Annotated in this window: 24 protein-coding genes; 14 read left to right on the top strand and 10 right to left on the bottom strand. The window is 47.2% G+C overall.

Annotation, left to right across the window (positions count from 1 at the left end; genetic code table 11):
- Positions 1-55: 55 nt before the first annotated feature.
- From OIR97_RS06775 to rpmG, 4 genes are all read left to right on the top strand, one after another.
- Positions 56-775 carry an NUDIX hydrolase gene (locus OIR97_RS06775; protein ID WP_169544823.1) on the top strand — a complete coding sequence of 240 codons (720 nt, stop codon included), beginning with the start codon at positions 56-58 and terminating at the stop codon, positions 773-775.
- Positions 772-1,410, top strand: coding sequence for an NUDIX hydrolase (locus OIR97_RS06770; RefSeq protein ID WP_169544822.1), 639 nt, complete (start codon positions 772-774; stop codon positions 1,408-1,410). The genes OIR97_RS06775 and OIR97_RS06770 overlap by 4 nt, the downstream gene beginning before the upstream one ends.
- A complete protein-coding gene (locus OIR97_RS06765; protein WP_169544821.1) occupies positions 1,407-2,567 on the top strand; it encodes an MFS transporter in 1,161 nt (386 codons plus the stop codon). Before OIR97_RS06770 ends, OIR97_RS06765 begins: the two co-directional genes overlap by 4 nt.
- Positions 2,568-2,687: 120 nt before the next feature.
- Positions 2,688-2,855 (top strand): 50S ribosomal protein L33, encoded by a 168-nt coding sequence (gene rpmG, locus OIR97_RS06760; RefSeq protein ID WP_169544820.1) that lies wholly within the window; start codon positions 2,688-2,690, stop codon positions 2,853-2,855.
- Positions 2,856-2,978: 123 nt separating this feature from the next.
- On the opposite strand, the gene OIR97_RS06755 is transcribed toward rpmG, so the two are convergent.
- Positions 2,979-4,346, bottom strand: a complete 1,368-nt coding sequence (locus OIR97_RS06755; protein WP_169544819.1) for a PleD family two-component system response regulator — start codon at positions 4,344-4,346, stop codon at positions 2,979-2,981.
- Positions 4,347-4,350: 4 nt separating this feature from the next.
- A complete protein-coding gene (locus OIR97_RS06750) occupies positions 4,351-4,728 on the bottom strand; it encodes a response regulator (RefSeq protein WP_169544818.1) in 378 nt (125 codons plus the stop codon).
- Positions 4,729-4,932: 204 nt separating this feature from the next.
- Between OIR97_RS06750 and OIR97_RS06745 the strand changes: the two genes are divergently transcribed.
- Genes OIR97_RS06745 through OIR97_RS06730 form a run of 4 tightly spaced genes read left to right on the top strand, consistent with a single transcriptional unit; the run spans position 4,933 to position 8,093 of the window.
- Positions 4,933-5,205: a DUF3572 domain-containing protein gene (locus OIR97_RS06745; RefSeq protein WP_169544817.1), complete on the top strand. Its 273-nt coding sequence runs from the start codon at positions 4,933-4,935 to the stop codon at positions 5,203-5,205.
- A 4-nt stretch (positions 5,206-5,209) separates the two neighbouring features.
- Positions 5,210-5,878 carry an HAD family hydrolase gene (locus tag OIR97_RS06740; protein WP_169544816.1) on the top strand — a complete coding sequence of 223 codons (669 nt, stop codon included), beginning with the start codon at positions 5,210-5,212 and terminating at the stop codon, positions 5,876-5,878.
- 6 nt (positions 5,879-5,884) lie between these two features.
- Positions 5,885-6,787, top strand: coding sequence for an ROK family protein (locus tag OIR97_RS06735; RefSeq protein ID WP_169544815.1), 903 nt, complete (start codon positions 5,885-5,887; stop codon positions 6,785-6,787).
- A 19-nt stretch (positions 6,788-6,806) separates the two neighbouring features.
- Complete coding sequence (locus tag OIR97_RS06730) at positions 6,807-8,093, top strand: DNA polymerase IV (protein WP_169544814.1); 1,287 nt, start codon at positions 6,807-6,809, stop codon at positions 8,091-8,093.
- Here OIR97_RS06730 and OIR97_RS06725 read toward each other — a convergent pair.
- The 3 genes from OIR97_RS06725 to OIR97_RS06715 are packed head-to-tail and all read right to left on the bottom strand — an operon-like array spanning position 8,090 to position 11,221.
- Positions 8,090-9,199, bottom strand: coding sequence for a M48 family metallopeptidase (locus OIR97_RS06725; RefSeq protein ID WP_169544813.1), 1,110 nt, complete (start codon positions 9,197-9,199; stop codon positions 8,090-8,092). The two genes, OIR97_RS06730 and OIR97_RS06725, sit on opposite strands and share 4 nt — an antisense overlap.
- Before the next feature lie 2 nt (positions 9,200-9,201).
- Positions 9,202-10,383: a DUF898 family protein gene (locus OIR97_RS06720; RefSeq protein ID WP_169544812.1), complete on the bottom strand. Its 1,182-nt coding sequence runs from the start codon at positions 10,381-10,383 to the stop codon at positions 9,202-9,204.
- 19 nt (positions 10,384-10,402) lie between these two features.
- Complete coding sequence (locus tag OIR97_RS06715; RefSeq protein ID WP_169544811.1) at positions 10,403-11,221, bottom strand: cell envelope integrity EipB family protein; 819 nt, start codon at positions 11,219-11,221, stop codon at positions 10,403-10,405.
- 367 nt (positions 11,222-11,588) lie between these two features.
- Between OIR97_RS06715 and OIR97_RS06710 the strand changes: the two genes are divergently transcribed.
- Entirely contained in the window at positions 11,589-12,302 is a 714-nt protein-coding gene (locus OIR97_RS06710; protein ID WP_169544810.1) for a GGDEF domain-containing protein, read from the top strand.
- Here the strand turns inward: OIR97_RS06710 and OIR97_RS06705 are convergent.
- Positions 12,294-13,580, bottom strand: a complete 1,287-nt coding sequence (locus tag OIR97_RS06705; RefSeq protein WP_169544809.1) for an adenylate/guanylate cyclase domain-containing protein — start codon at positions 13,578-13,580, stop codon at positions 12,294-12,296. The genes OIR97_RS06710 and OIR97_RS06705 overlap by 9 nt on opposite strands.
- 205 nt (positions 13,581-13,785) lie before the next feature.
- Here OIR97_RS06705 and OIR97_RS06700 point away from each other — a divergent pair, with 205 nt between their 5' ends.
- The 5 genes from OIR97_RS06700 (at position 13,786) to OIR97_RS06680 (ending at position 18,935) form a co-directional block, all read left to right on the top strand.
- Positions 13,786-15,261: an aldehyde dehydrogenase family protein gene (locus OIR97_RS06700; protein WP_169544808.1), complete on the top strand. Its 1,476-nt coding sequence runs from the start codon at positions 13,786-13,788 to the stop codon at positions 15,259-15,261.
- A gap of 26 nt (positions 15,262-15,287) precedes the next feature.
- On the top strand, positions 15,288-15,755 hold the full coding sequence (locus tag OIR97_RS06695) for a RidA family protein (RefSeq protein WP_169544807.1): 468 nt from the start codon (positions 15,288-15,290) through the stop codon (positions 15,753-15,755).
- Positions 15,742-16,503, top strand: a complete 762-nt coding sequence (locus OIR97_RS06690) for a glycerophosphodiester phosphodiesterase family protein (protein WP_169544806.1) — start codon at positions 15,742-15,744, stop codon at positions 16,501-16,503. Before OIR97_RS06695 ends, OIR97_RS06690 begins: the two co-directional genes overlap by 14 nt.
- Before the next feature lie 33 nt (positions 16,504-16,536).
- Positions 16,537-17,682, top strand: coding sequence for a GNAT family N-acetyltransferase (locus OIR97_RS06685; RefSeq protein ID WP_169544805.1), 1,146 nt, complete (start codon positions 16,537-16,539; stop codon positions 17,680-17,682).
- A 149-nt stretch (positions 17,683-17,831) separates the two neighbouring features.
- Entirely contained in the window at positions 17,832-18,935 is a 1,104-nt protein-coding gene (locus OIR97_RS06680) for a ferritin-like domain-containing protein (RefSeq protein WP_169544804.1), read from the top strand.
- Between the two features lie 58 nt (positions 18,936-18,993).
- On the opposite strand, the gene clpA is transcribed toward OIR97_RS06680, so the two are convergent.
- The 4 genes from clpA to OIR97_RS06660 form a co-directional block, all read right to left on the bottom strand.
- Complete coding sequence (gene clpA / locus OIR97_RS06675) at positions 18,994-21,357, bottom strand: ATP-dependent Clp protease ATP-binding subunit ClpA (protein WP_169544803.1); 2,364 nt, start codon at positions 21,355-21,357, stop codon at positions 18,994-18,996.
- Positions 21,357-21,689: an ATP-dependent Clp protease adapter ClpS gene (gene clpS / locus OIR97_RS06670; RefSeq protein WP_219821746.1), complete on the bottom strand. Its 333-nt coding sequence runs from the start codon at positions 21,687-21,689 to the stop codon at positions 21,357-21,359. Before clpS ends, clpA begins: the two co-directional genes overlap by 1 nt.
- A 262-nt stretch (positions 21,690-21,951) precedes the next feature.
- On the bottom strand, positions 21,952-22,527 hold the full coding sequence (locus tag OIR97_RS06665) for a phasin family protein (RefSeq protein ID WP_169544801.1): 576 nt from the start codon (positions 22,525-22,527) through the stop codon (positions 21,952-21,954).
- 200 nt (positions 22,528-22,727) lie between these two features.
- Positions 22,728-23,405 (bottom strand): hypothetical protein, encoded by a 678-nt coding sequence (locus OIR97_RS06660; RefSeq protein ID WP_169544800.1) that lies wholly within the window; start codon positions 23,403-23,405, stop codon positions 22,728-22,730.
- Between the last annotated feature and the right edge of the window lie 310 nt (positions 23,406-23,715).

The following is a 23,715-nucleotide window of genomic DNA, read 5'->3' as shown; positions in this document are numbered from 1 at the left end:
CTGGACTTTTTTCTCGATAAAAGGCATCCTTAAGCGCAAAAAGGATGTTTAGAGAATGACCGATAAGAAAAATCGAAGCGTGGCAGAAAACCGCGGCTCAAATACGAAAGCGCCTCGGCCAAAAGACGCGGCCACAATTATCATTTACCGCCAGCAACCAGACCGAACCGAGATTCTGATGGGTGAACGCAGTGGTCGGCACAGCTTTATGCCAAACACTTATGTTTTTCCCGGTGGACGGGTTGATCCACATGATTCCCGTATCATTCCGGCGAGAGACCTTCGCCCGGACGTCATGCACCGCCTTGAACGGGGCGGGTGCAGCCCGGCCCGCGCCCGCGCCCTTGCGGTTGCCGCCATTCGTGAAACGTTTGAAGAAACAGGATTACGCATCGCTGCTTCTTATGATCGAGCGCGTCGATCGCGTATTCAGGTTTGGAATGAATTTGGAACCAAGACCTGCGGGCCAGACCTGTCAGAACTGGATTATATCGCGCGCGCCGTCACCCCTCCTATGCGGAAGAAACGATTTAACACACGTTTTTTTGTCTATAATGGCGAAAATATCGCAGGAGATTTAGGCGGAACTGGCGAACTGCTTGACATGAAGTGGGTGACGATTGATGAAGCGCTTGAACTTGATATCCCCCTGATCACAGAATACATCCTGACCCAAGTCAGAGAGTTTCTCGACACGCATCCCGGAAGGAAACCGGAGGTACCAGTGAAATTATTTAAGATGGTCCGGGGCCAACGGGTTTTTACAACGGAATGACGACACGAAAAACGCATGGAAAGCCCGCGGTTCCAAAAAATTCTGCAAGTCTTGTTTTATATCGCAGTCGTAACAACGGCATCGAAGTTTTGATGGGTAAACGCGCCAAAGGCCATCGTTTCCTTCCTGATGTATACGTGTTTCCCGGAGGCCGGCTCGATGCCAGTGATTTTTCGCATCCGGTCAAACGCCCCCTGCAGGCGCATGTCAAGCAACGGCTGTCTCATCCAGGAGATATGGCAACAGCCCTCGCATGTGCTGCTGTTCGCGAGACGTGGGAAGAAACCGGACTTGTGCTTGGCGATTTGCATAACGATACTTTGGTTGCAGATCTTGCCGGGATCGATTATTTCGCCCGGGCCATCACACCTGCACAAAGTCCAATCCGCTTTAATAGCCGGTTCATGCTGGCCGATGCTGAGCACGCAAAGGGAGATTTGGCCGGCTCCGGCGAACTGGTTGATCTGGGATGGTATAGCCTTCATGACGCGCTCAACATGCCGGTGGTCGATATCACCGAGTTTGTCTTGGAAAAAATGATCCGTTCAACAGACAATGGATCTTTAAATATTTCCCATTTTTCTCTATTTACCTATATCAAAGGAAAATCTGTCGTTCGTCAGGAAACACTGTGAATCTAGCCAATAGAGACCGCAACCGGGCGATCGTCGCTATCATTACGTCCGTCACTGTCATGGCTGTTTCTCTCAGCCTTTCTATCCCTTTGATTTCACTCACCATGAATAAAAACGGTATTGGAAGTGACCTGATCGGCGTCATGGGAGCAATGCCATCACTTGCCTTTCTCTTTTTCTCACCTGTAGTTCCGCATCTAACGCACAAATTTGGGACAGGCACCGTTCTTTGGGCCGCGCTTATATTGTGCAGCGGTTCCATTTTTGCCCTCGGCCTGAATGATAATCTGATTTTCTGGTTTTTCCTCCGTTTGACCATGGGGATTGCCATGGCGGCGCTGTTTCTGATCAGTGAAACCTGGATCAATCAAGTGGCAGAAGACAGCAAACGGGGTCGCACTGTCGCGATCTACGTCTCGTTCATGACCCTTGGATTTGCCTTGGGTCCTGTCCTCATCAATATCATCGGAACCGAAGGCAATCGGCCCTTTTTCATCGCAGGCGGAATTATTGCTTCTGCAAGTGTTATGTTTTTATATTCCCACGGAACGTTTCCAAAGCTTTCAGGGCAAAGCCATTTTTCCGTCTTTTCATTCCTGAAACTTGCTCCGATGATTTGCGCTGCAGCGTTGCTGGTTGCCATCTTTGACGGATCGGTTTTAACACTCTTGCCGGTTTATGGCGTTTTATCCGGCATGACAGAAAAAACAGCGGTTTTGATGTCGAGTGTCTTATTGGCGGGCAATATCCTGTTACAATTTCCCATAGGCTGGATTGCCGACCGAATTGGCCATTACAAAGTGATTCTTTTCTGCGGGGTCGTAGGCATCCTTGGCGCCCTGTTTTTGCCGCTCCTGATCGCCATACCCTATCTACTGTGGCCAATGCTTGTGATTTGGGGTGGGGCGGTCGTTGGTACCTATACAATTGCCCTTGTGATCATGGGCCGGTTGTTCAGGGGGGCTGATCTCATCACAGCAAATGCCGCCGCAGGCATCCTGTGGGGGGCTGGAGGTCTTATTGGCCCTCTTGTGGGAGGGTATGCCATGAAAGTCTATGAACCACACGGCATGCCCCTTTTCTTCGCCCTGGTGTGCCTTCTGTTTGTGTTGTTGTCGGTGTGGCAAGTTTATTGGAAACCCATGAAATCAATATAAAAAGCAAATGACGGCAAAAATGGTCATGTTGCACTTGACTTGTTGAATTAAATCCGTATTTTCCGGGCTTCAATATTTAATTCTCCTGCGATGTGGCAGGCGAAAGACGGAGTTTCGGACATGGCTAAGCCGACCACATTAAAGATCAAACTGGTAAGTACTGCGGGTACAGGTTTCTATTATGTGACCAAAAAGAACCCTCGCACACTGACTGAGAAAATGGTGATGCGGAAGTATGACCCAGTTGTTCGCAAGCACGTGGAATTCAAAGAAGCGAAAATCAAGTAAATTTTCTCTTCCAAGAACAGCGTGTATGACACGACTGATCCTATTCAAAACCCTGGCTTTTGCCGGGGTTTTTTATGTGATCCTGGAATTTTTTAGAAAAAAATAGTGGGTAGACGCCTGATCTTAGGCGCCAGTGTTGGTTACGACCCGGTTACGACCGTCCCTCTTGGCTTGATAGAGTGCATCATCCGCACGCTTCATAATACTGTCTGTGGTATCCTCCGGTGTCGACATGGTCACGCCGATAGAGCACGTAATATCCAACGAAATCGAACCGCGGGACACCTCAAAAGGATAGTCAGCAATCTCGCAGCGCAAACGCTCTGCGACCCCATTTGCTACAGCAAGGTCCGTGTCCGGCATCACCACAACAAATTCTTCACCACCAAAGCGGCAGGCCAAATCAATCCCCCGCACACTTTTACCAATACGCCCGGAAAACGCTTTTAAAACGTCGTCCCCTGCCTCGTGGCCATGCGTATCGTTCACCTCTTTAAAAAAGTCGATATCCATAATCAGTATAGACACTGATTTAAACTCGGTTTTTACTTTTTGCAGCTGGGTATCAAGATGGTTGGTCATGTAACGGCGGTTATAAAGCCCCGTAAGGCCATCTGTAACAGCCAGCTCCATACTTCTATGGTAATTATGGCGAAGACGGTCCTGGTACTGTTTGCGCAATACCTGCGTACGGGTCCTGACAATCAGTTCGTTGCTGTCAATTGGACGCATAACATAATCATTAACACCCAGATCAAGACCCTTTACAAGTTTATCCGCATCAGAGTCATCGACAAGCGTCAGGATCGGCAATTGCCGTGTTTCTTCAAAGGTACGGATCCGCGAGCAAAGACGCAAGGGATCGAAACTAACGGCGCTCATACTGACAATCGCCAGATCAAAATCACCGCCGCGGGCCAAAACCAGCGCTTCTTCCATATTGCCTTCGATTGTCACATCATAATTGTCGCTAAAAATTTTCAGAAGCTGAGAGGCGGAAAACTCGTTGTCATCAATGGCAAGCAGGCGACCGCGATGCACAGCTTCAGGGTGGTCCTCGCTGTTCAAAACGCCCAGATCCTGACTTGTTTCCTCACGCAGGCGGAACTCATCCATCATCATTTTCAAGCGCAACAAAGATTTAACCCGCGCAAATAGCGCAACATCGTCAACCGGTTTTGTCAGGAAATCATCAGCGCCTGCCTCTAATCCCTGCACCCGGTCTGCCGCTTCACTTAGTGCTGTTACCATGACGACGGGAATATGTGCCGTTGTTGGGTCGGCCTTCAAACGTTTACAAACCTCAAATCCATCCATTTGAGGCATCATTACATCCAGAAGGACCAGATCAGGTGATTTATCTTTGGCAAGTTCCAGCGCATCAAGGCCATTATATGCGGTTATTACATCGTAATATTCCACAGAGAGCTTGGCTTCGAGAATTTTAACGTTCGGGACAACGTCATCGACTACTAAAATGCGTGCAGACATATTCTTAGTTCAGAAAGCCTTTAACGGTTTCAATAAAATTTCCGACGGAAATTGGCTTGGCAATATAGGCTTCACAGCCTCCTTCACGAATTTTCTCTTCGTCACCTTTCATGGCAAATGCAGTAACCGCAATGATCGGTATCGATCTTAGGTCTTCGTCTTCCTTAATCCATTTTGTAACTTCCAACCCGGATACTTCTGGAAGCTGGATATCCATCAGGATCAAATCAGGTTGGTGCTGGCGTGCCAATGACAAAGCCTCCATGCCATCTTTGGTTTGCAAAGTAGCATATCCATGCGCTTCCAAAAGATCATGAAACAACTTCATGTTCAATTCATTGTCTTCAACAATTAGAACTGTTTTCTTGAGTTCCGCATTCATATTTTTGGTCGCCTTTTTGCCGATGCCTGACACAGATCAGATTATTTTTATTCTACCCTAGTATTTCAGACAAACATTTACCTAATTATTAACCATAACCCGAAATCATTCGTTTTAGGAGATTATTGACATTATCAACAGACAAATAGCAGAAATTTATTTAAAATTCTGTTACTTTGGGCCTTTGAAAGATTAAAATTTACGATGAATCAAGAACTTGCTGAGATTACGGCCCTTCAGGCAGTAGCCTATATTCTTGGGCAGGAGAAACAAAGAGACTGGTTGATGAACGAAACCGGTTTATCTCCTTCGGATTTTATTCAGTCCGCTGACTCTCCTGAAATTCTGGCAGGTGTTTTGGATTTTTTGCTCGCTCATGAAGAGATGCTCATTGACTTTTGTTCGGCGCAGAACATCGATCCCGCTCAGCCCGCAAAAGCCCGCCGATTTTTCCCCGGCGCTGTATTGGAGTACTAAAATTATGCCCGTGAACATTCATGAGGCCGTTAAACCACAATTGACGGGCATCGACGTCGACCCGGATCGCCCACTGATCATTTCTGATGCCGATGAAGTTCTTTTTAATTTCATGCACGGCTTGGAAATTTTTCTGCGAGAAAACGACATGTTTTTCGACTGGTCGTCTTTCGCCCTTCATGGGAATATCCGTTATAATGAGGACAAAAGCCCTGTTGCCAAAGAAACCATCCCCGGTTTGCTGGATCAGTTTTTTGACACTCATTGCCATAAAATACCCGCAGTCGCCGGTGCCGCTGAACAGCTTGAAAAATTAAGCCAGAAAGCTCAGATCGTTATTCTGAGCAACATTCCCCCGCAATATGCAGATAAACGGCGCGAGGGTCTTGTTAAAAATGGCATGGATTTTCCATTGATTGCCAATGTTGGCGCCAAGGGGCATGTGGTTGAATACCTGACCCGCCACCTCAAACACCCCTCTTTTTTCATCGATGATATTCCAACCAATCATAGCTCTGTTCTCAAGCATGCTAAACATGTAGAACGCTTGCATTATGTTGCTGATGATCGGCTTTCGCGGATGCTGGCACAGGCGGAAGACAGCCATGTCCGACTCAACAGTTGGCCGGACATCCACAATCATATCGTTCAGAAAATTGAAAATAGCAGGTAACGTTTTATGCGAATTGGGGTGGATTTAGGTGGTACAAAGACAGAAATAATTGTTCTCTCTGAGGCTGGAGAAGAGTGTTTTCGCACCCGGAAAACAACGCCGCGCGGTAACTATTTCGATATTGTCGACAATATCGTTGAGTTGGTTTCTGAAGCGGAAAAAGAAACAAACAGCCAAAGTTCAATCGGCATCGGCATTCCAGGATCCGTTTCCAAGGATACAGGATTAATCAAAGGAAACGCGAACACGACGGAACTTATCGGGCACGACCTCAAAAGCGATATCGAACGCATGACAGGCCGTCCTACCCGACTTGCAAATGATGCCAACTGTTTTGCGTTATCTGAAGCAACCGATGGTGCGGCGGCAGGCGCTTCTGTTGTCTTTGGCATCATTCTGGGAACGGGTGTCGGTGGTGGTATCGTTGTGAACGGTGGAATCATTCCCGGTCTTAACTCCATTGCTGGTGAATGGGGTCACACCCCCCTGCCCTGGGCTAATCAGAATGAACGCCCCGGTCCCGACTGCTATTGCGGCCAAAAAGGATGTATCGAAACCTTTCTTTCCGGACCGGGCTTAAGCAAATCCCATGATCCAGTTGGTGCGAAAGGACCAACTGCGAAGGAGATTGCCACCATGGCCGCGCGTGGCGATGCCGCTGCGATACGGACGATAACAACGTATGAACGTCGTTTGGCAAAAGCACTGGCGGGCATTATTAATGTTCTGGATCCTGACGTAATTGTCTGTGGTGGTGGTCTTTCCAATATGGACAATCTATATACCCGCGTTCCCGAACTCTGGCAGGCTTACAGTTTCTCTGGCCCACTGGAAACAAAGCTGGTAAAGGCGAAATACGGGGATTCCTCGGGCGTCCGGGGTGCAGCTTGGCTTTGGCCGCTCGACTGATATTTTAACAGGTTCGAAAATGACAACTCTGTGCCGGCAATGCTTGAAAGAAATAGCGGTTGCAAACAATACCCGCCGGAATAGATGCCCGCATTGCCAGTCCCCGAAACTAATTTCGCATCCAGAGTTAAATCAATTGTCCATTGCCCATATGGATTGTGATGCATTTTATGCCGCTGTCGAGAAACGGGACAACCCGTCATTGGCATATAAACCGGTTATTGTGGCACATGACGGTGCTCGAAGTGTGGTAAGCACCTGCTGTTACATCGCACGCATCTCTGGCGTTCGCTCTGCAATGCCTTTGTTCAAAGCAAAGAAAATCTGTCCGGATGGTGTCATAATAAAACCCAGAATGGACGTCTATAGTGCCGTGAGCAAACAAATCCATAAGCTGTTTGATGAACTCACCCCAATGATTGAACCGCTTTCATTGGATGAAGCTTTTCTGGATTTGTCCGGTACCGATAAACTTCATGGGCGAACTCCAGCACAGTCGATGGCTTGGCTCGCCCGGGAAATACAGCAAACCATCGGGATTACTGTATCGGTGGGCTTGAGCTACAATAAATCTCTAGCCAAGCTTGCCTCGGATCTGGATAAACCAGATGGGTATGCAGTCATTGGCCAAGCGGAAGCCTTGACCTTCCTGGCCCCGCGCCCTGTAGGGGATATTTGGGGCGTGGGGAAAGCCCTCAATAAAAAACTGAACGCAGAAGGCATAACAACAATAGGGCAACTTCAACACAGGGATGAAAGTGACCTGATCAAAAGATATGGCACCATGGGGAGCCGGCTTTATCAGTTTTCTCGCGGACAGGATGACCGCAAGGTAAAATCGGAAAGAAAAGCCAAAAGCATCTCGGCCGAGACTACATTTGGAACAGACATATCGGATATCCATGTCCTGGCAGATAGACTTTGGCCGCTGTGCGAACGGGTTTCCGCCCGTTTGAAACAATCGGAAAAAGCGGGAAAAACGATTACTCTAAAGTTGAAAACCGGAAATTTTCAAGGCATCACACGCAGCCATACTTTAGATCGCCCCACCCAACTGGCAGAAACGCTTTATCAGGAAACGCTTCCCCTCCTGCAAAATGCAGCCTTGGGGAAAAGCTTTCGGCTGATTGGGGTTGGCATTAGCGGCTTTGGGAAACTGGATGAGGCAGATACACCCGACCTGTTGGATCAGGACAAAGGTAAAATCAAAGAAATTGAAACCGCAATGGATAGGGTTCGCGCAAAGTTCGGAAAGGATATCATCCTAAAAGGCCGGGGGTTCAAGCCGTCGCCTAAAAACGATTAAACGCTACCTTTGCACATAATTTTGATTGCCGCCCAAGCACGCTCTGAAAAAGCGTTCAATGTCCCTGTTGTTTTAGCCTCTTTAATGGCCTGAATACGACTATCCATATCAGGATGCGATGAAAACACAGAAAAAAGCCCGGCTTCCGGCACCTTCTCACCTAGTTTTTTCAACAGGGGGAGAACCGGGGCAATATCCATATCCAGCCTGTTCATCAGGTTGACAGCTGTTTCGTCGGCATCATCTTCATAACTGCGGCTATACGCTGCGCCGGATGCAGATTGCGCGATGGCTGCAATCACTGTTCCTCCTGACACATCACCCAAAGCCATGGAAAAGAAGGCCGCGATGCCTACATTCGTTACAAACAGGCTCATCGGGTGCTTGTCCACAAGATGCCCAAATTCATGGGCCAAAACCCCTGCCAGCGCATTCGGTTCCTCTGCCATATCGATCAGGGCAGACGTAATCACCATCCGGCCCCCCGGTAAAGCAAAGGCGTTCGGGACCTTACTGGAAATAACAGTCACCTTTACGGGCAGAATATCTGCCTCCGCCGCCGTTACAAATTCCTGCACCAGACCTTCAATTGCGTTCTGTGCAACCGCTCCCTCACAAACAGGATCGGCCTCTTTATTTTTCGTCTTTTTTGCCAGGCGTTGAATAACAATATTTTCGACGCCCTCACCAATTTTAGAACGGGTATCATACGGCACAAGACTAGCAATTCCATAGGCCAATACCGGCAAACCATACCCAAAGAAAAGTCCGACACAGATCACAACAGCTGCCGTCCATGCGATAACAGGCTTCCACCATCCGGCGGCACCTTTACGCCGTTTACGCAAGGTTGGAGATACGATTTTTAGGCTCTCTATGAAAACAGGGTCCGTAACAACCAGCCGCTCATCACTTTCAAGACTATGAGAAAGGTTCAATTCGTTTGGGCGATGCGGAGCATTTTCATCTCGCAAATCAACAAGCGGCCACCGACCGATAAGGTTTTTTGCCTCGTCATAAAGACACAAATCCGGTTCAATAATCCTCAGAACTACCCGAATTTCCTGAGCCGTCTTCCCATCAAAATATCGCCCGATCGCCTGCATTGCTAAAAAGCTCCTACATCCAGTGCGTCGGCGAGCCCTTCTCCATATTTTGGAGAATTTACCGATGTGGCCGCTACTTTCGCAAATACGTCTTCATCATCTGTTTTTAAAGACTTGCCGATCTCTTTCATCAAAGGAATATAAAGCAGCAGATACATGACAATATCCATGACCAGATAAATGGTTAAAAACAATCCAAAAATCACAGCTATACCTACGCCCGGCTGGGTCTGCATCAGCGTCGCAATGCTAACAAAAATCCCGATGATCAAAGCATAGCCTACAAGACCCAGTACGCCCATCACCACAAGAATTACAAGGATCTTGCGAAACCTGAGTTCAGATCGAAAGGATGCCCCTGCAAATTCTATCCGGCTTACCTGATATTTAAAAGATTGAACCCGTGCAATCAGGAACATCATAGAGAGAGCCACAAAACCAACACCCGCCGCGATTTGAACTTGCGGCAGGAACCCCACATGAACGATGCTTTGCTCAATCTCTTCCAACGGGGCCCCGACGAGTTCTTCACTGATCACAAGAAAGCCAAGAATACCAGCCACAAAAAATTGACCCAGCAGGATCAGAGGCCAGTAAATTTTGTAAAATCCAGCGGCCCTGCCTGAATAGTGGAAATCCTGATCGCCAAATGCCAGGTTATTCAACATATACGTTGCCCGGACGGCCAATAATTTCGGATACGCCCAGCCGAGGGTTACTATGGACAATACCGACCAAATGAACACCTTTCCCATATAGGCCATGGCACGGCCTTTTAAATAAAACCGGATAGATCGAAGAGACGTTCTGCTCAGGCGATATCGCCACAACCGATAAAGAGCAAATTGCCAAAAGCAATATAAAACAACAAAGTTTAGTAAAGAGGAAACCGCAGATAATTGGGGGCCTGCCAGACTGATAATGCCGAGCAGAACACCCAATCCGGTAAAAATTACTGTCATTATGACCAGCGCAATTAGAAACCCGATGAACAGCTCTTTGGCGGTACCATGATATTGAAGTCTGTCCTCTCCAATTTTGATGGACTGCCAAAGCAGCCGCCGCAAATGAGTTTTCCCCCAGAACCGGTAAAATCCCAAAGTTGGGATCCCCAGTATTTTATTTATAAGTAATCGACCAGCTACAGCGCGCCGTGAAATATCCACAGACACAAATGACTGCATTGCTTCCCCCTAGCTCTTGTTATTGGCAGTTATTTTTGTCTAGAAAATCCAATTGAACCAATTCCCCGCTCAATGAAAATTCTTTGTATTTCAGTGTAAGGTCTGTAGCGACACCGTTTTCGTACATTTTTAGCCCCACCTCATAATCTGGCTCGTTGCTTTGCCCTTTTAAGTCAAAAAAAGCAAACTGAACTGGCCAGTAGGGCATCTCTTTCATTCTCTGGTCAGCATCTGACCAATCATCAGAAAAGCTCTTCTTGCCGATCACGGTAAGTGTATCCTGCAACCCGTCCGGCCCATTTCCGTCATACACTTTGGCAGACACAAGGTTTTTCCCCTCTTTTGCAGATTTCAAAATAATGCGGGTATGCGCCGTTGGAAACAATACCCCTTTTGGCAAAACCAATTCCTTTGTATCAATATCCTCGCCATTGAACACAACCTTCCCGTCATTTTCGCCGAGTGTCGCGACACCGTCTGAGGCTTCGACCGACTGACCATCCAATATACTGGACATGGAAAACCGCATACTTTTACCGCTTTTGTCTTCCCAGGTTGATAAATGAAAATCAGACGTCACCAGGCCGCCTTCAACATTTTCCAGTTGAACCAGCATACGCTGATTGAGGACATAGCCTTCGCATTGATTGTCCACTTCCATGACAATTCGCCCGCGAACATTCTGCACACCATTTTCCTGCTTTATTTCCTTCAGGCTAAGGTCATAGACGGCGCGATGAGACGCAAGAGGAACCTCCCCGCCTGCCATGGCTGATCCGGCAAACAGGAATGAACCCGCAATGAACAAACGAAATAAACCGTTCTTAAAACGCATCATAAATGTAACCTTGATATAACAAAACCAGATTGGATCAGACAAACCGGCAAACGACAGTAGATTTAAAGAAAGTAATAAACTGCAATTTGGACCCTGTGAAGTTCAAAGAACAATAAATCTCAGTTAATACCACCTCTACAAGTGGGATCATTCTTCTTAGTAACCGGTAAATCTTACCCATCAAGTAGGAAAAATTCGATATTCTACAACAACACAAATCCATAACATATTGAATAATATTGCTTTCTTACCCCTATACTCCGTGGCATGCATTTTGCTTATTACTTGGGGAAAGGTTTGAAATTACCTTTTCAGGATACATAATTTGGGATGGCAAAGCCATTCATGCAAGTTAAGGAGTATGAGTATGTCAGGTTCGTTTTCTTCTGCTGCGACAATGCACGAAAACCTATCAATTCCGCATGATCGGGATGTTACTGTCTATCTTGAAGATCTCGCCAATCGGCTAAAGGATCTAGATAGCAAGGAACAGAAAAACGACGAACAACACTGGATGCTGATTAATCGCGTCCTCGCCTATGCTGCAAGTGCTGAACAGCATATCGCTGAACAGCAATCTCGTATTCAAGAGCTTGAAAACCTCTCAACAACTGACGAATTAACGGGCCTAGCCAACCGCCGGGCGTTAAGAGATTTCATGCATCGGACGATCTCATCTGCCCGCCGCTACAACGAACAAGGCGTTCTGGCTTTCCTTGATTTGGAAAACTTCAAGGCCATTAACGATACCCATGGCCACGATGCAGGCGACAGAATGCTTCAGAAACTTGCCGAAATACTCGTTACCAATCTAAGAAGTACTGATTTTGTAGCCCGTTTAGGCGGAGATGAATTTGTGTTCGTGCTCCAAAAAGCAGATCAAAAACAGGCCATCGCACGGGCTCACAAAATTCGAGAGCTGATTTCCCAATGCAGCATTGATGCACCGCGCTCACGGATCACAATATCTGCCAGCATGGGCCTTGCCATTTACGATGCCCAGAGCACGTTTGAAAGCGTTATGCAGGCTGCTGATGAAGCCATGTATAAAGACAAAACGGCCCGCAAATCGCTAGTATAAATCCTGTTTTTTCGAAAAGACGTCACAATCACGAATTTTGAACAATTCTTTAGGCTCCTGAACACCACGCAAGTGATGGAGCCCGACAGATTCAAGATGCTCACATAAATGTCCGGAGGTTTCAACAAAAGCCCCTGACATCAGGAGATCCGTGTCCAATTGATCACAAAGCGTTTCGATGCGGCTTACTTCATTCACGGCGGGTCCGACAACGGTAAAATCCAACCGGGTTTTGGACCCTACATTCCCATACATGACCTCACCGACATGAACCGCTATATCCAGCTCCATTGTCCGCCGTCCCTGAGCCAGCCTCTCGCTATTCAATTGTTTAACGCCTGAAATCATCTGCAACGAGGATACCAGCGCCTTTTTACACACCTCTTTTTCGTCTTCGTTATCCAGTGCGAAAGTCGCCAAAATACCATCGCCCATGAATTTCAGGATTTCTCCGCCAGCCTCTTCGATTGGCGCGACCATTCTCTCCAGATATTGATCCAGTGTTGCCACAACGTCAGAGCGCCCCGTGACATCCGATAATCGCGTAAAACCGCGAAGATCTGCGAAAATAAGAATAGCGGAAATACTACTCGCCTTCCCACGCATAATCTCACCGGACAAGACCTTCCGCGACGTTTCTTTCCCGATATATGTTTCCAGAACAGTTTCGGCCGCCTTAAATGATGCAATACCTTTAACCGTCAGGGCAAACAGGGGAATGGCGCGCCTCAACAGGTTCAACTCTTCTTTTGAAAAACCACCGGGTGCCGAGCTTGCCCAAGATGTAATCAGTCCCGACGAATGATCCCTGAAATCATCCTGAAAACCCCATCCGAAATCAAAAATCTGACTGAACCAGTCAGTCATACCCTGATCCCGGAATTCCACAAGCACGGGGAAATCCAGCTCCTCACTATTTTCCAAAGATCGTTGCATGAAACTGACCCGGTTGTTCAGCATAAAAAAGAAAGGACTGGCAAACCAACCTTCCCCCGGCTCTTCAGAATGCAAAACATTGGTGTTAGCAACAATGCCTCCTTCTTTGCGCCACGTATACATAAAGGCGCTTACTTGAGGGTGGATTGTGCTCAATGCAATATTACCACGGGTCAATTGAACACCAAGATCCGTTAGCTTTTCGCAAAATTGGGCGATAAGCTGATCAATACGCATCCCATGCATACCTGCTTCAATCAACCAGCCAAAAAGCTGCTCTTCTTTTGTGCGGGCTGCAAATAATACAGTGTTCGGATCGGTGCTGGATGTCGTTACGCCCATGGAAGAGGCCTTTGTCAGAAATAATCTCAAAACGCTTGTTGGATATAATGCTTTAATGCGGCAATGAAAGACTTATTTACGCGACGTCAAAAAATAAACTGTTTGAATTGAAACAATCTATATTGGACGGCGTGACCGGAAATGCTAAAAAGCGGTCTACACGCTGAAAAAAAGCAACCTATTTATTAAGGGTATCGAGGTCGGGATGTCACAAGAACTTAAAAAATACTGGAAAAATTATATTGGCGGCAACTGGGTAGATGGCGTCAATGGTGATCGTATCTCAATCGAAAATCCGGCGACTGGATTACAGATTGCTGAAATCGCCCGCGCAACACAGGAAGACATCGATCTAGCCGTTACGGCTGCACGCACCTGCTTCAATTCTCGTGTATTATACAACATGCGCCCGACCAATCGCGGTGCCTTGATGTTTGAAATTGCCCGTCACATGACGGAAATGGCGGATGAAATTGCGTTGGCGGAATGCCTGGACAATGGGAAAACCCTGACAGGCGGCAAAAACGAAGCCCTCGCCGCTGCACGCTATTTTACCTATTATGGTGGACTTGCAGATAAGCTAGAAGGGCGTATGATCCCACTGGGTTCGGATTATCTGGATTACACGATCCCCTCTCCGTTTGGTGTCTCTGCTCAAATTGTGCCTTGGAATTTTCCTCTTCAAATTGCCGCCCGCTCGGTCGCCTGCGCGTTAGCAACGGCAAACACGGTCGTCTTGAAGTCTCCCGAACTTTCACCGCTTTCGACCTATTTCATCGCTGAAGCGTGTCACCGGGCAGGTGTACCCGCCGGTGCCGTTAATATCGTATCAGGGTACGGACATGACTGTGGGGCCTCCCTCGTCTCTCATCCGGACATCGATCACATCGTGTTCACAGGCTCGCTGAAAACGGGTCAGTCCATTCTCCATGCCGCCGCAGAACGTGTTCTGCCCTGCATCATGGAGTTGGGCGGAAAGTCTGCCGGAATCGTCTTCCCGGACGCAAATATCGATCAGGCGATTAACTCAACAGCATCCGGCATTTTCACCCATGCAGGCCAAGTCTGCTCTGCCCAGTCTCGCCTTATCGTACCGGCAAGTCTCCGCGATCAGATTGTTGAAAAGCTTGCACAAAAAGCGGCTGGTCTGACGATCGGCGCGGGAATTGACGGGCACGACATCACGCCCGTCATTTCAGGACAGCAAGCGGAAAAAATTGACGCCATGTGCAAAGAGGCCATACAGGATGGTGCTGAAGCTGTGACCGGTGGTGGCCGCATTGAGGAAATGAACGGACATTTCATCAAACCAACAATCTTCAGTAACGTCACCCCTTCTATGACGATCGCACAAGAAGAAGTATTTGGCCCTGTTTTGTCAGTCCTTACATACGACGACCCAGAAGAGGCGATTGCGATTGCCAATGGGACAGATTATGGTCTTTGCGCAGGTCTTTACACTAAAGACCTTTCAACGGCGCATTGGGCTGCTGATCGATTGGTTGCGGGTCAGATTTTCGTCAACGAATGGTTCGCGGGCGGCATTGAAACACCGTTCGGCGGCACAAAAAGATCGGGGTATGGTCGAGAAAAAGGACAAGAGGCCTTGCTAAATTACGTTCAAACCAAGAATGTAGGGATCCGGATTACCGATGGTGGCGGTGGGCGCCCCGGAGGTTAATGAAAATAAAGAGGAAATAACAACGCATGTCAGGAAAAATTGACGCCCAACTTGAAAAACTTGGTCTTGTAATTCCAGAAGCAGCCGCGCCTGCCGCGAATTACATTCCCTACACTGTTTCTGGCAACCTTGTATTTGTTTCGGGACAGGTACCCTTTGTCGATGGTGCCATCACGTTTCAGGGCAAGGTTGGCAAAGAATTTACAGTCGAAGAAGGCGCGGAATGTGCGCGCGTCTGCGCCCTGAATATTCTGGCCCAGGTAAAAGCGGCATGCGGCGGAGATCTGGACCGGGTGACACGCTGTGTAAAATTGGGCGGTTTTGTAAATTGCGTTGACGGATTTGCACAACAACCGACGGTCATTAACGGTGCATCCGATCTAATGGTTGAGGTCTTTGGAGATGCGGGGCGACATGCGCGTTTCGCGGTTGGTACAAATGCCCTTCCTTTGAATGTTGCTGTTGAAATTGATGCTGTTTTTGAGATCAAGTAAGCCCGCCACGCTTCCTGATTGGCTAACAGCTATACCGATTGCGCATCGTGGCCTTCATGATGCACAATCGGGCGCAGAAGAAAACAGCCTGACGGCCTTTAAAAAAGCCATGGATGCCGACCTTGCAATCGAATTGGATGTTCATCTTTCGGCGGATTTGGTCCCGTTCGTTTTTCACGATACGGCACTGTCCAGGATGACTGCGGACAGCAGATCCATTGCAGAGGTTCCGTCTGAAGAGCTGCATCATATACGCCTGAACAACTCCCAAGACACCATTCCGTCCCTCAAAGACGTATTGGCCTTGGTGAACGGCGCCGTTCCGCTGGTTATTGAACTTAAAAGAAGTCCAATCGATAACCTGTTGCTGGCGGCAAAAGTATGGGAATGCCTGAAAGACTATTCTGGCGCTTTCTGCATTCAAAGCTTTGATCCCAATATCTTGAAGTGGTTTCGTCTCAATGCCCCTGATGTCATCAGAGGCCAATTGGCGATGAAACACCCGCCAGCCCATGTCTCGTTTTTCAAGAAAATCATGATGCGTTACCTTCTAACGAATTTCATCAGCCGCCCGCACTATATCGGGTATGATGTGAAAGATATCAGTTATTGGGTGGTAAAAAGTGCCTTAAAACACAATATGAAGCTTCTAGCGTGGACTGTTCAAACAGAAGACCATCTGGCTATCGCAAAAAAACGGGCCGACAATATTATATTTGAAAGCCTGCCTGTAGATCATATCCGCTAATCTTGTAACAAAGCTTCGTCTGGTTCTGGTATTATGACAAACCCACTTTCCATCTCGACCCTTCAAACTATTTCAGAAGTAGAAGAACAGGAATGGAATAAGTGCGTCAGCAGCAACCACCCGTTTATTCAATACGGTTTTCTAAACGCTCTGGAAGAAAGCGGCTCTGCGACCGCTGAAACAGGCTGGATGCCATACCACTTGGTCCTTAGAGACCACGATAAAGTTGTGGGCGTTGCCCCTCAATATATCAAAGGCCATAGTCAGGGAGAGTATGTTTTCGATCACAGCTGGGCTCATGCTTACGAACGAGCCGGCGGTCGCTACTATCCTAAACTGCAGCTATCCATTCCCTTTTCCCCGGTCACCGGGCCCCGCTTCCTTGCCATTGGCGGAGAAAAGGAGAACGAGTACAAATCCTTGCTTATGTCCGGGGCAAAACAAATTGCAACAAAACTGGGAATTTCCTCTGTTCATGCGACCTTCGTTCAGGAACATGACCTTCCCCTTCTTGAAGACAACGGGTATCTGATCCGCACCGGTGAACAGTTTCACTGGGTCAATCAAGATTATACTGACTTTGACGACTTTTTAAGCCAGCTATCATCCCGCAAACGCAAAGCCATCCGAAAAGAAAGAAAAGAAGCCAACCACGCGGATCTGACTTTCGAGATTAAACAAGGGGCTGAGATTACCGAGGAACATTGGGACGCATTTTTTGCATTCTATATCGACACGGGAAATCGCAAATGGGGCACCCCCTATTTAACACGATCCTTCTTCAGTCTTCTGGGGCCTGCCATGGGATCAGATGTTGTGTTATTCTTGGTGAAACGCGAAGGCCGCTACATTGCCGCCGCCCTGAACCTTAAAAGTGATGAATGCCTTTATGGTCGCTACTGGGGCTGCATCGAAGACCATCGTTTTCTTCACTTTGAGACCTGTTATTACCGGGCAATCGACTATGCAATCGAGCATGGATTGAAACGCGTGGAGGCGGGTGCCCAAGGCCCTCATAAACTTGCACGGGGCTACCTCCCAACAAAAACCTATTCCGCGCACTGGATGCGGGATCCGGGTTTTCACGACGCCGTTGGTGACTTTCTGAAAGCAGAAACTCGGGATATGAACGCCGAAATCCAGTATTTAAACAATCACTCGCCTTATAAAAAAAACTGAAGACAGACACAGTTCCTTGCGAACGCTGCGTCACTTAACATGATCCCTTTATTGTCTTTTACTAACAAATAGTGTAAACTGTAATTAACGTTTACGTAAACGTAAAGCAATAAGAAAGCTCAAAATAGAGCAAACTGAGAGGAAACCCAATGAACGAACATATAACTCGGGATGAAATATACGACTCGGTTGCCCCATCTGATTTTCCAGCCATGCTTGAAACAGTCCGCTATGGAAAAAGAACGGATGCATTTGATAAAATCATCTCGGCAACCCATGATCATTTCTGGGATCCTCTCGATACTGCCTATATCGACTTTTCAACGCCTTTTGACATGAAAAATGAAATGATCATGCCAAAAGAAACCATTCCGGAATTGCAAAGCGCCGTCGCCGACAGACTTGATGAAGGACAACAGATCAAGCTGGCAAATGAAAGCGTACGCTGGGGCGTTTCAGGTATTCTACATGGCGAACAAGGCGCGCTCTCCCTGAGTGCGAGCCTGTGCCATATCCTGCTGGATCCGGGGGCTCAGGAATATGCCTCCAACCAAACCAGAGAGGAAGCGAGGCATGTGACAGCATTTAGCCGTTACATTCAGACCCGCTGGGGAAGCCCCTACCCTGTTGGAGAAGCCCTCGGTGGTTTGATGAATGAACTGGTTGGTGCTGAGCAGGTTTATAAAAAACTGGTCGGAATGCAAATGCTTATTGAAGGTCTCGCAATGGGCGCCTTTGCCAATTTCCACGCAAAAACAAATGATCCACTGCTGAAACGACTGACCCAGCTCGTCATGACGGACGAAGCGTTTCACCATAAATTTGGAAAAATCTGGGCTGACAGAACCATTCCGAAACTCTCTCGCGAAGAACATGACATCGTCGAAGACTGGGCGGCAAAATGCTTTGAAACTGTGCTGTTCAATCTGGTCAACATTCGTCAGAAACAGGTAATTTACCAACAATTCGGACTGGAATGGGAATGGGTTCGTGATGCATGCCGTGAAGTTTACACGGACAACGACCGTCGGGATTCCCTCAAAGAATCCACCAATATCTTCCGGGTCTTGGTCAAAACGCTTCTTAAATCTGGCATTATCACAGATCGCACACGCCCCCTCTATTCCCACTGGATCGATATGGATGAAATTGATCAGGAAGGTGAGGATATGGTCGGCTATGCCATTGCTGATGAAGGTATTGAATATCTAAAACAGATCAATTCCGGCCGTCGGGTAATCGGGCAAAAATAGATTGTTGCCTCATCAATAAAGTGACAAAAAAGCGGGGCCGATCTGGCCCCGCTTTTCATTAAACAGCTTCGCTGTCTTTTTTGTCGTTTCGCTTTTTATCGTCTTTATCAAGTTTTTCACGCTCGTTCACTTCTTCAGCGCTTTCGATATTGAACGTCAATTCGCCCTTCTTAAATCCGATACTGACATGACCACCCTTCGACAGTTTGCCAAACAGAAGCTCTTCGGAAAGCGGCTTTTTAATATGCTCTTGTATAACGCGGGCAAGTGGCCGAGCACCGTTCAGAACATCATAGCCTTTTTCAGCAAGCCACGAGGCCGCCGCATCGGTCAGGGACAAGGTCACATTGCGATCTTGAAGCTGTGTTTCCAGTTGCAGAACAAATTTTTCAACAACCCGCGAGACAACTTCTGGTGGCAGCGGTGAAAACGGCACGACGGCATCCAGACGGTTCCTGAATTCAGGCGTGAACAGACGCTTGATGGCTTCTTCGTCCTCGCCTTCGCGAACGGGATTACCGAACCCAATCGCCTGCTTACTCATTTCCTGGGCACCGGCATTGGATGTCATGATCAAAACAACATTCCGGAAGTCCACATGCTTGCCGTTATGGTCAGTGAGTTTACCGTGATCCATAACCTGCAATAAAATATTGAAAAGGTCCGGATGAGCTTTTTCAATTTCATCCAGTAAAAGAACCGCATGAGGTTGCTGGTCGATTGCATCAGTCAGCAAACCACCTTGATCATACCCAACATAGCCCGGAGGGGCCCCGATCAAACGGCTGACTGTATGGCGCTCCATATATTCAGACATATCGAAACGGATTAACTCCACCCCCATGATAGAGGCCAGCTGTTTCGCAACTTCAGTCTTACCCACACCAGTAGGGCCAGAGAACAGATAATTACCGATCGGTTTTTCAGGCTCTCTTAATCCGGCGCGGGCAAGCTTGATGGAACTTGCCAACGCTTCGATTGCAGCATCCTGTCCAAACACCACCCGTTTCAATTCAACATCAAGCTTCCGCAAGCTTTCAGTATCTTCTTTGGAAACAGATTTCGGTGGAATGCGGGCGATTTTAGCCACGATTTCCTCAACATCCCGAACACCAATCACCTTCTTGCGACGGCTTTCCGGTTTCAGCATTTGTGCGGCACCAACCTCATCAATCACGTCAATTGCTTTATCTGGCAATTTGCGATCATTGATATAGCGCGCTGCCAGCTCAACCGATGTTTTAATGGCATCCGCCGTGTAGCGAACCTTATGATGCTCTTCAAAATAAGGTTTTAAACCCTTCAAAATCTTAATGCTGTCAGGAATGCTGGGTTCATGAACATCAATTTTCTGGAACCGGCGCAATAAAGCCCGATCTTTTTCAAAATGACTTCTAAACTCTTTGTAGGTCGTCGATCCAATACACCGTATCGCGCCACTTGCAAGAGCGGGCTTCAGTAAGTTTGACGCATCCATTGCACCGCCACTTGTCGCACCGGCACCAATAATGGTGTGTATCTCGTCGATGAACAGGATGGCATGATCCATCCCTTCAAGTTCTGTCATGACCGCTTTCAGGCGTTCTTCAAAATCCCCGCGATACCGCGTACCGGCCAGCAAGGACCCCATATCCAACGAATAAATAACAGCGGGAAGCAAAACCTCGGGGACATCCCCGTCCACAATCCGTTTTGCCAAACCTTCTGCAATGGCTGTTTTACCAACGCCCGGATCGCCAACATACAGGGGATTGTTTTTTGATCGGCGGCATAAAATCTGGATTGTCCGCTCAACTTCTTCTTCACGGCCGATCAAAGGATCGATTTTACCGTTGAAAGCTTTTTCATTCAGATTGACACAATAGGCATCTAAGGACTCCGTCTTGCTGTTGCCCTCTTCACCAGACTCCAAATGTGGATCATGATGCTCATCGTCTGCCGGATCATCTGCACCGCGCACAATGCGCGCAGATTCATGGCCTGGTGCTTTCGCAACACCGTGGCTGATATAACTGATTGCATCCAGACGGGTCATATCCTGTTTTTGTAGAAAATAGGCGGCATGGCTTTCGCGTTCCGAGAAAATCGCGACAAGAACATTGGCGCCGGTTACTTCTTCACGGCCGGAGCTTTCCACATTGATCAACGCCCTTTGAACGACACGCTGGAACGAGAGGGTCGGTCTCGCCTCCACAAAACTATCCATGACCAGATCGTCCAGTTCATCCGTGATAAACTGATCGAGTTCTTTTTTCAGCAACTCCAGATCCACATTACACGCCCGCATGACAGCGGCTGCATCCTGATCTTCTGTAAGGGAGAAAAGTAAATGCTCCAGCATCGCAAACTCATGACGACGAGAAGTCGCCAAAGCCATCGCACGATGTAAGCTTTCTTCGAGGGAATTAGAAAATCCTGGCACTATTCTTTCTCCATTGTACATTGAAGAGGATGTTGATTTTCGCGTGCGAAATCAATTACCTGGGCTACTTTTGTTTCAGCGACTTCATACGGGAAAACACCACAATTCCCGACACCTTTATGATGGACGTGCAGCATTACCTGTGCGGCGGTCTGCTCGTCCATTCCAAAAAAGCGCTGCAACACGAACACGACAAACTCCATCGGTGTATAGTCATCGTTTAACAACAGGACGCGCCACATTGATGGTTTCTTTGTTTTCGGTTTGGTCTTGGTAACAACCCCAGTGTCCGCATCCCCACCATTGTTATTGCCATCCGTATCATCCGTCATTTTAATCAGCGAACTGGTATACTTCATTTCCGGTATTTTTTATCCTATTTCAGATGACTCGTTACTTTGCCCCTCTATACATAGTTAGAGATCATAGCAGGAAATTCAAAAAAAATGATGAATTGTCCTAAAGGAATTTTGTATTTTTTTATTTTTTGGCGGTTTTCGTCATTATTTTTCATTGTTGATGTCGATCAAACAGCAAAAAAGGCCCGGACAAGCCGGGCCTTTCTGTGAGATGATAGAACTGATTTAGTCTGATTTATGCGCGGTTCAGGAACTTGTCCATATTGGCTGCATACTGTGCGCCAAATGGTTCCATAACAGTTTTGGCGGCATCAACGAACATTGAGTTCAGTTTGCCAAATTCACTGACATAGGTTTCTACTGAACTGCGAGCGTACTCAGATTGCAATTCAATTGCTTTCTGAACGTCTTCAGCTTCAATCAAGGAACGCGTTACAGAGAAATACTCAGATACTTGCTCAGTGCTGAATTCTACGATTTCTGCACTAATCTTTTCGCCTTTCTCAACAGCAGTTGCTCCAACTTTCATGAAGGATTCTGATCCTTCAGCATCGTAAAAAGGAACTTCGCTTAGAGATTTGGTGGCTTTTTCAACGTTTGCCTTGCCGTCTTTTACAGCTTTTTCGTAGTTTGCTTTGAAAGCTTCACTACCTGATTTAAACGCGCTTTCTGCGGCGTCTGTACCGGACTTAAAGGCGTCCTGTAATGTCTTGCGGTTCGCAGTCATCAGGACTTCAAAATCTTTTGTGATATCAGCAGCTTCTTTTTTAGCAGTCGTTGCTGTTTTCGCTTTAGTAGTTGTGTTGCTCATTTGTTTGACCTTTCAGGTTACATCTCAAATCATGCTGCACTGCAACAATGTGCTATTTATATATTCAATAAACCTGTTTTGTCAATACTTTTTGTGCAGCGCACAATAATATCTAATCTATTGTTTTATATGAATTTTTTTCATCATCAATCAAAACAACTCGAAAAAAATTTGCACAAGCGATATAAACAACTCACTTTCTAAAGCTTCAAACCGTTATCACCCACCTCTAGTGAAAAATAACTACCACCTTCCAACCCAACCTGATTGCGACCGCCCCTGTCATGAATGATCGGCTCACGAATTGGAACCGGCTCAATATCAGTTAGGTCTTTCCGCGAAACTGCTTCCAATAGAGGGAGCCCCTCTATATCGACCATATCCTTTGTCCAGGCAAAATACTTGAACGCCCCGGACCTGCAAACCATGGCGATCCAATAAAACTCATCTGAGTGTAAAATCTGGCCATCCAAACTGGGACGCTCAAAACCTGCCTCAATTAACGCCTTATCGATCGCCAATAGATCATCATAGGTCAGAACCTCGGTGCTGTTCGACGTTCCCTGAAAGTCGATCCCATCCCTGCCAATTGAAAAGTTGGCGCCAATTCCACGGGCAAACACACGGGTCGTCTGAACGCCCGTTCTAGCATTTGCCGGCTGACGGATATCATATGTTCGCACCTGCTGTTCATATAAACCGTTAAAAACGAGGCGATAACGAGAGTCGCTGCCATCAGTGCAGCTATTTCGAATATCATCGCCATTTAGATATGAAAAATACTGGAATGGCCGGACAAGCGGATTGTCCGTACCGCCATTGGCTGTGCATCCACTCAGAACCATTGCTCCTAAAATGCCTAGAATTTTTCGCTTCAATTTCGCCTCTTATCGACTGGAATGATCTCGATGTGCACTTACGACTTATTAACCTTGAACGGATACTATATGACCGTTCAGCAAATATTCAATTATTCTGGATATGAGATAATTTCTTAGAAAGTTTGTGTTTGACCATGAATCTAAATGTTTTTTCCGATTTTGGTAGACATGATTCGCTTCTTTTTTTACACTCTAGAGTTATAACGACAAAAAAGTTCGATTTTAGCCGGTCAAGCAATGAAAAGTAGGTTTTCCTTGAGTGAACAGTACACACAGAATTGCATTTTCGACCGTATGAGTGAATTAC

The sequence above is a fragment of the Sneathiella aquimaris genome (assembly GCF_026409565.1).
GTDB lineage: Bacteria > Pseudomonadota > Alphaproteobacteria > Sneathiellales > Sneathiellaceae > Sneathiella > Sneathiella aquimaris.
This window is presented reverse-complemented; position numbering and strand designations above follow the sequence as displayed.

Excerpts from the sequence above, each read along its gene's own strand:
- OIR97_RS06775 (WP_169544823.1), top strand. The coding sequence starts at position 56 with ATGACCGATAAGAAAAATCGAAGCGTGGCAGAAAACCGCGGCTCAAAT.
- OIR97_RS06770 (WP_169544822.1), top strand. The coding sequence starts at position 772 with ATGACGACACGAAAAACGCATGGAAAGCCCGCGGTTCCAAAAAATTCT.
- rpmG (WP_169544820.1), top strand. The coding sequence starts at position 2,688 with ATGGCTAAGCCGACCACATTAAAGATCAAACTGGTAAGTACTGCGGGT.
- OIR97_RS06755 (WP_169544819.1), bottom strand. The coding sequence starts at position 4,346 with ATGTCTGCACGCATTTTAGTAGTCGATGACGTTGTCCCGAACGTTAAA.
- OIR97_RS06750 (WP_169544818.1), bottom strand. The coding sequence starts at position 4,728 with ATGAATGCGGAACTCAAGAAAACAGTTCTAATTGTTGAAGACAATGAA.
- OIR97_RS06745 (WP_169544817.1), top strand. The coding sequence starts at position 4,933 with ATGAATCAAGAACTTGCTGAGATTACGGCCCTTCAGGCAGTAGCCTAT.
- OIR97_RS06740 (WP_169544816.1), top strand. The coding sequence starts at position 5,210 with ATGCCCGTGAACATTCATGAGGCCGTTAAACCACAATTGACGGGCATC.
- OIR97_RS06735 (WP_169544815.1), top strand. The coding sequence starts at position 5,885 with ATGCGAATTGGGGTGGATTTAGGTGGTACAAAGACAGAAATAATTGTT.
- OIR97_RS06730 (WP_169544814.1), top strand. The coding sequence starts at position 6,807 with ATGACAACTCTGTGCCGGCAATGCTTGAAAGAAATAGCGGTTGCAAAC.
- OIR97_RS06725 (WP_169544813.1), bottom strand. The coding sequence starts at position 9,199 with ATGCAGGCGATCGGGCGATATTTTGATGGGAAGACGGCTCAGGAAATT.
- OIR97_RS06720 (WP_169544812.1), bottom strand. The coding sequence starts at position 10,383 with ATGCAGTCATTTGTGTCTGTGGATATTTCACGGCGCGCTGTAGCTGGT.
- OIR97_RS06715 (WP_169544811.1), bottom strand. The coding sequence starts at position 11,221 with ATGATGCGTTTTAAGAACGGTTTATTTCGTTTGTTCATTGCGGGTTCA.
- OIR97_RS06710 (WP_169544810.1), top strand. The coding sequence starts at position 11,589 with ATGTCAGGTTCGTTTTCTTCTGCTGCGACAATGCACGAAAACCTATCA.
- OIR97_RS06705 (WP_169544809.1), bottom strand. The coding sequence starts at position 13,580 with ATGGGCGTAACGACATCCAGCACCGATCCGAACACTGTATTATTTGCA.
- OIR97_RS06700 (WP_169544808.1), top strand. The coding sequence starts at position 13,786 with ATGTCACAAGAACTTAAAAAATACTGGAAAAATTATATTGGCGGCAAC.
- OIR97_RS06695 (WP_169544807.1), top strand. The coding sequence starts at position 15,288 with ATGTCAGGAAAAATTGACGCCCAACTTGAAAAACTTGGTCTTGTAATT.
- OIR97_RS06685 (WP_169544805.1), top strand. The coding sequence starts at position 16,537 with ATGACAAACCCACTTTCCATCTCGACCCTTCAAACTATTTCAGAAGTA.
- OIR97_RS06680 (WP_169544804.1), top strand. The coding sequence starts at position 17,832 with ATGAACGAACATATAACTCGGGATGAAATATACGACTCGGTTGCCCCA.
- clpS (WP_219821746.1), bottom strand. The coding sequence starts at position 21,689 with ATGACGGATGATACGGATGGCAATAACAATGGTGGGGATGCGGACACT.
- OIR97_RS06665 (WP_169544801.1), bottom strand. The coding sequence starts at position 22,527 with ATGAGCAACACAACTACTAAAGCGAAAACAGCAACGACTGCTAAAAAA.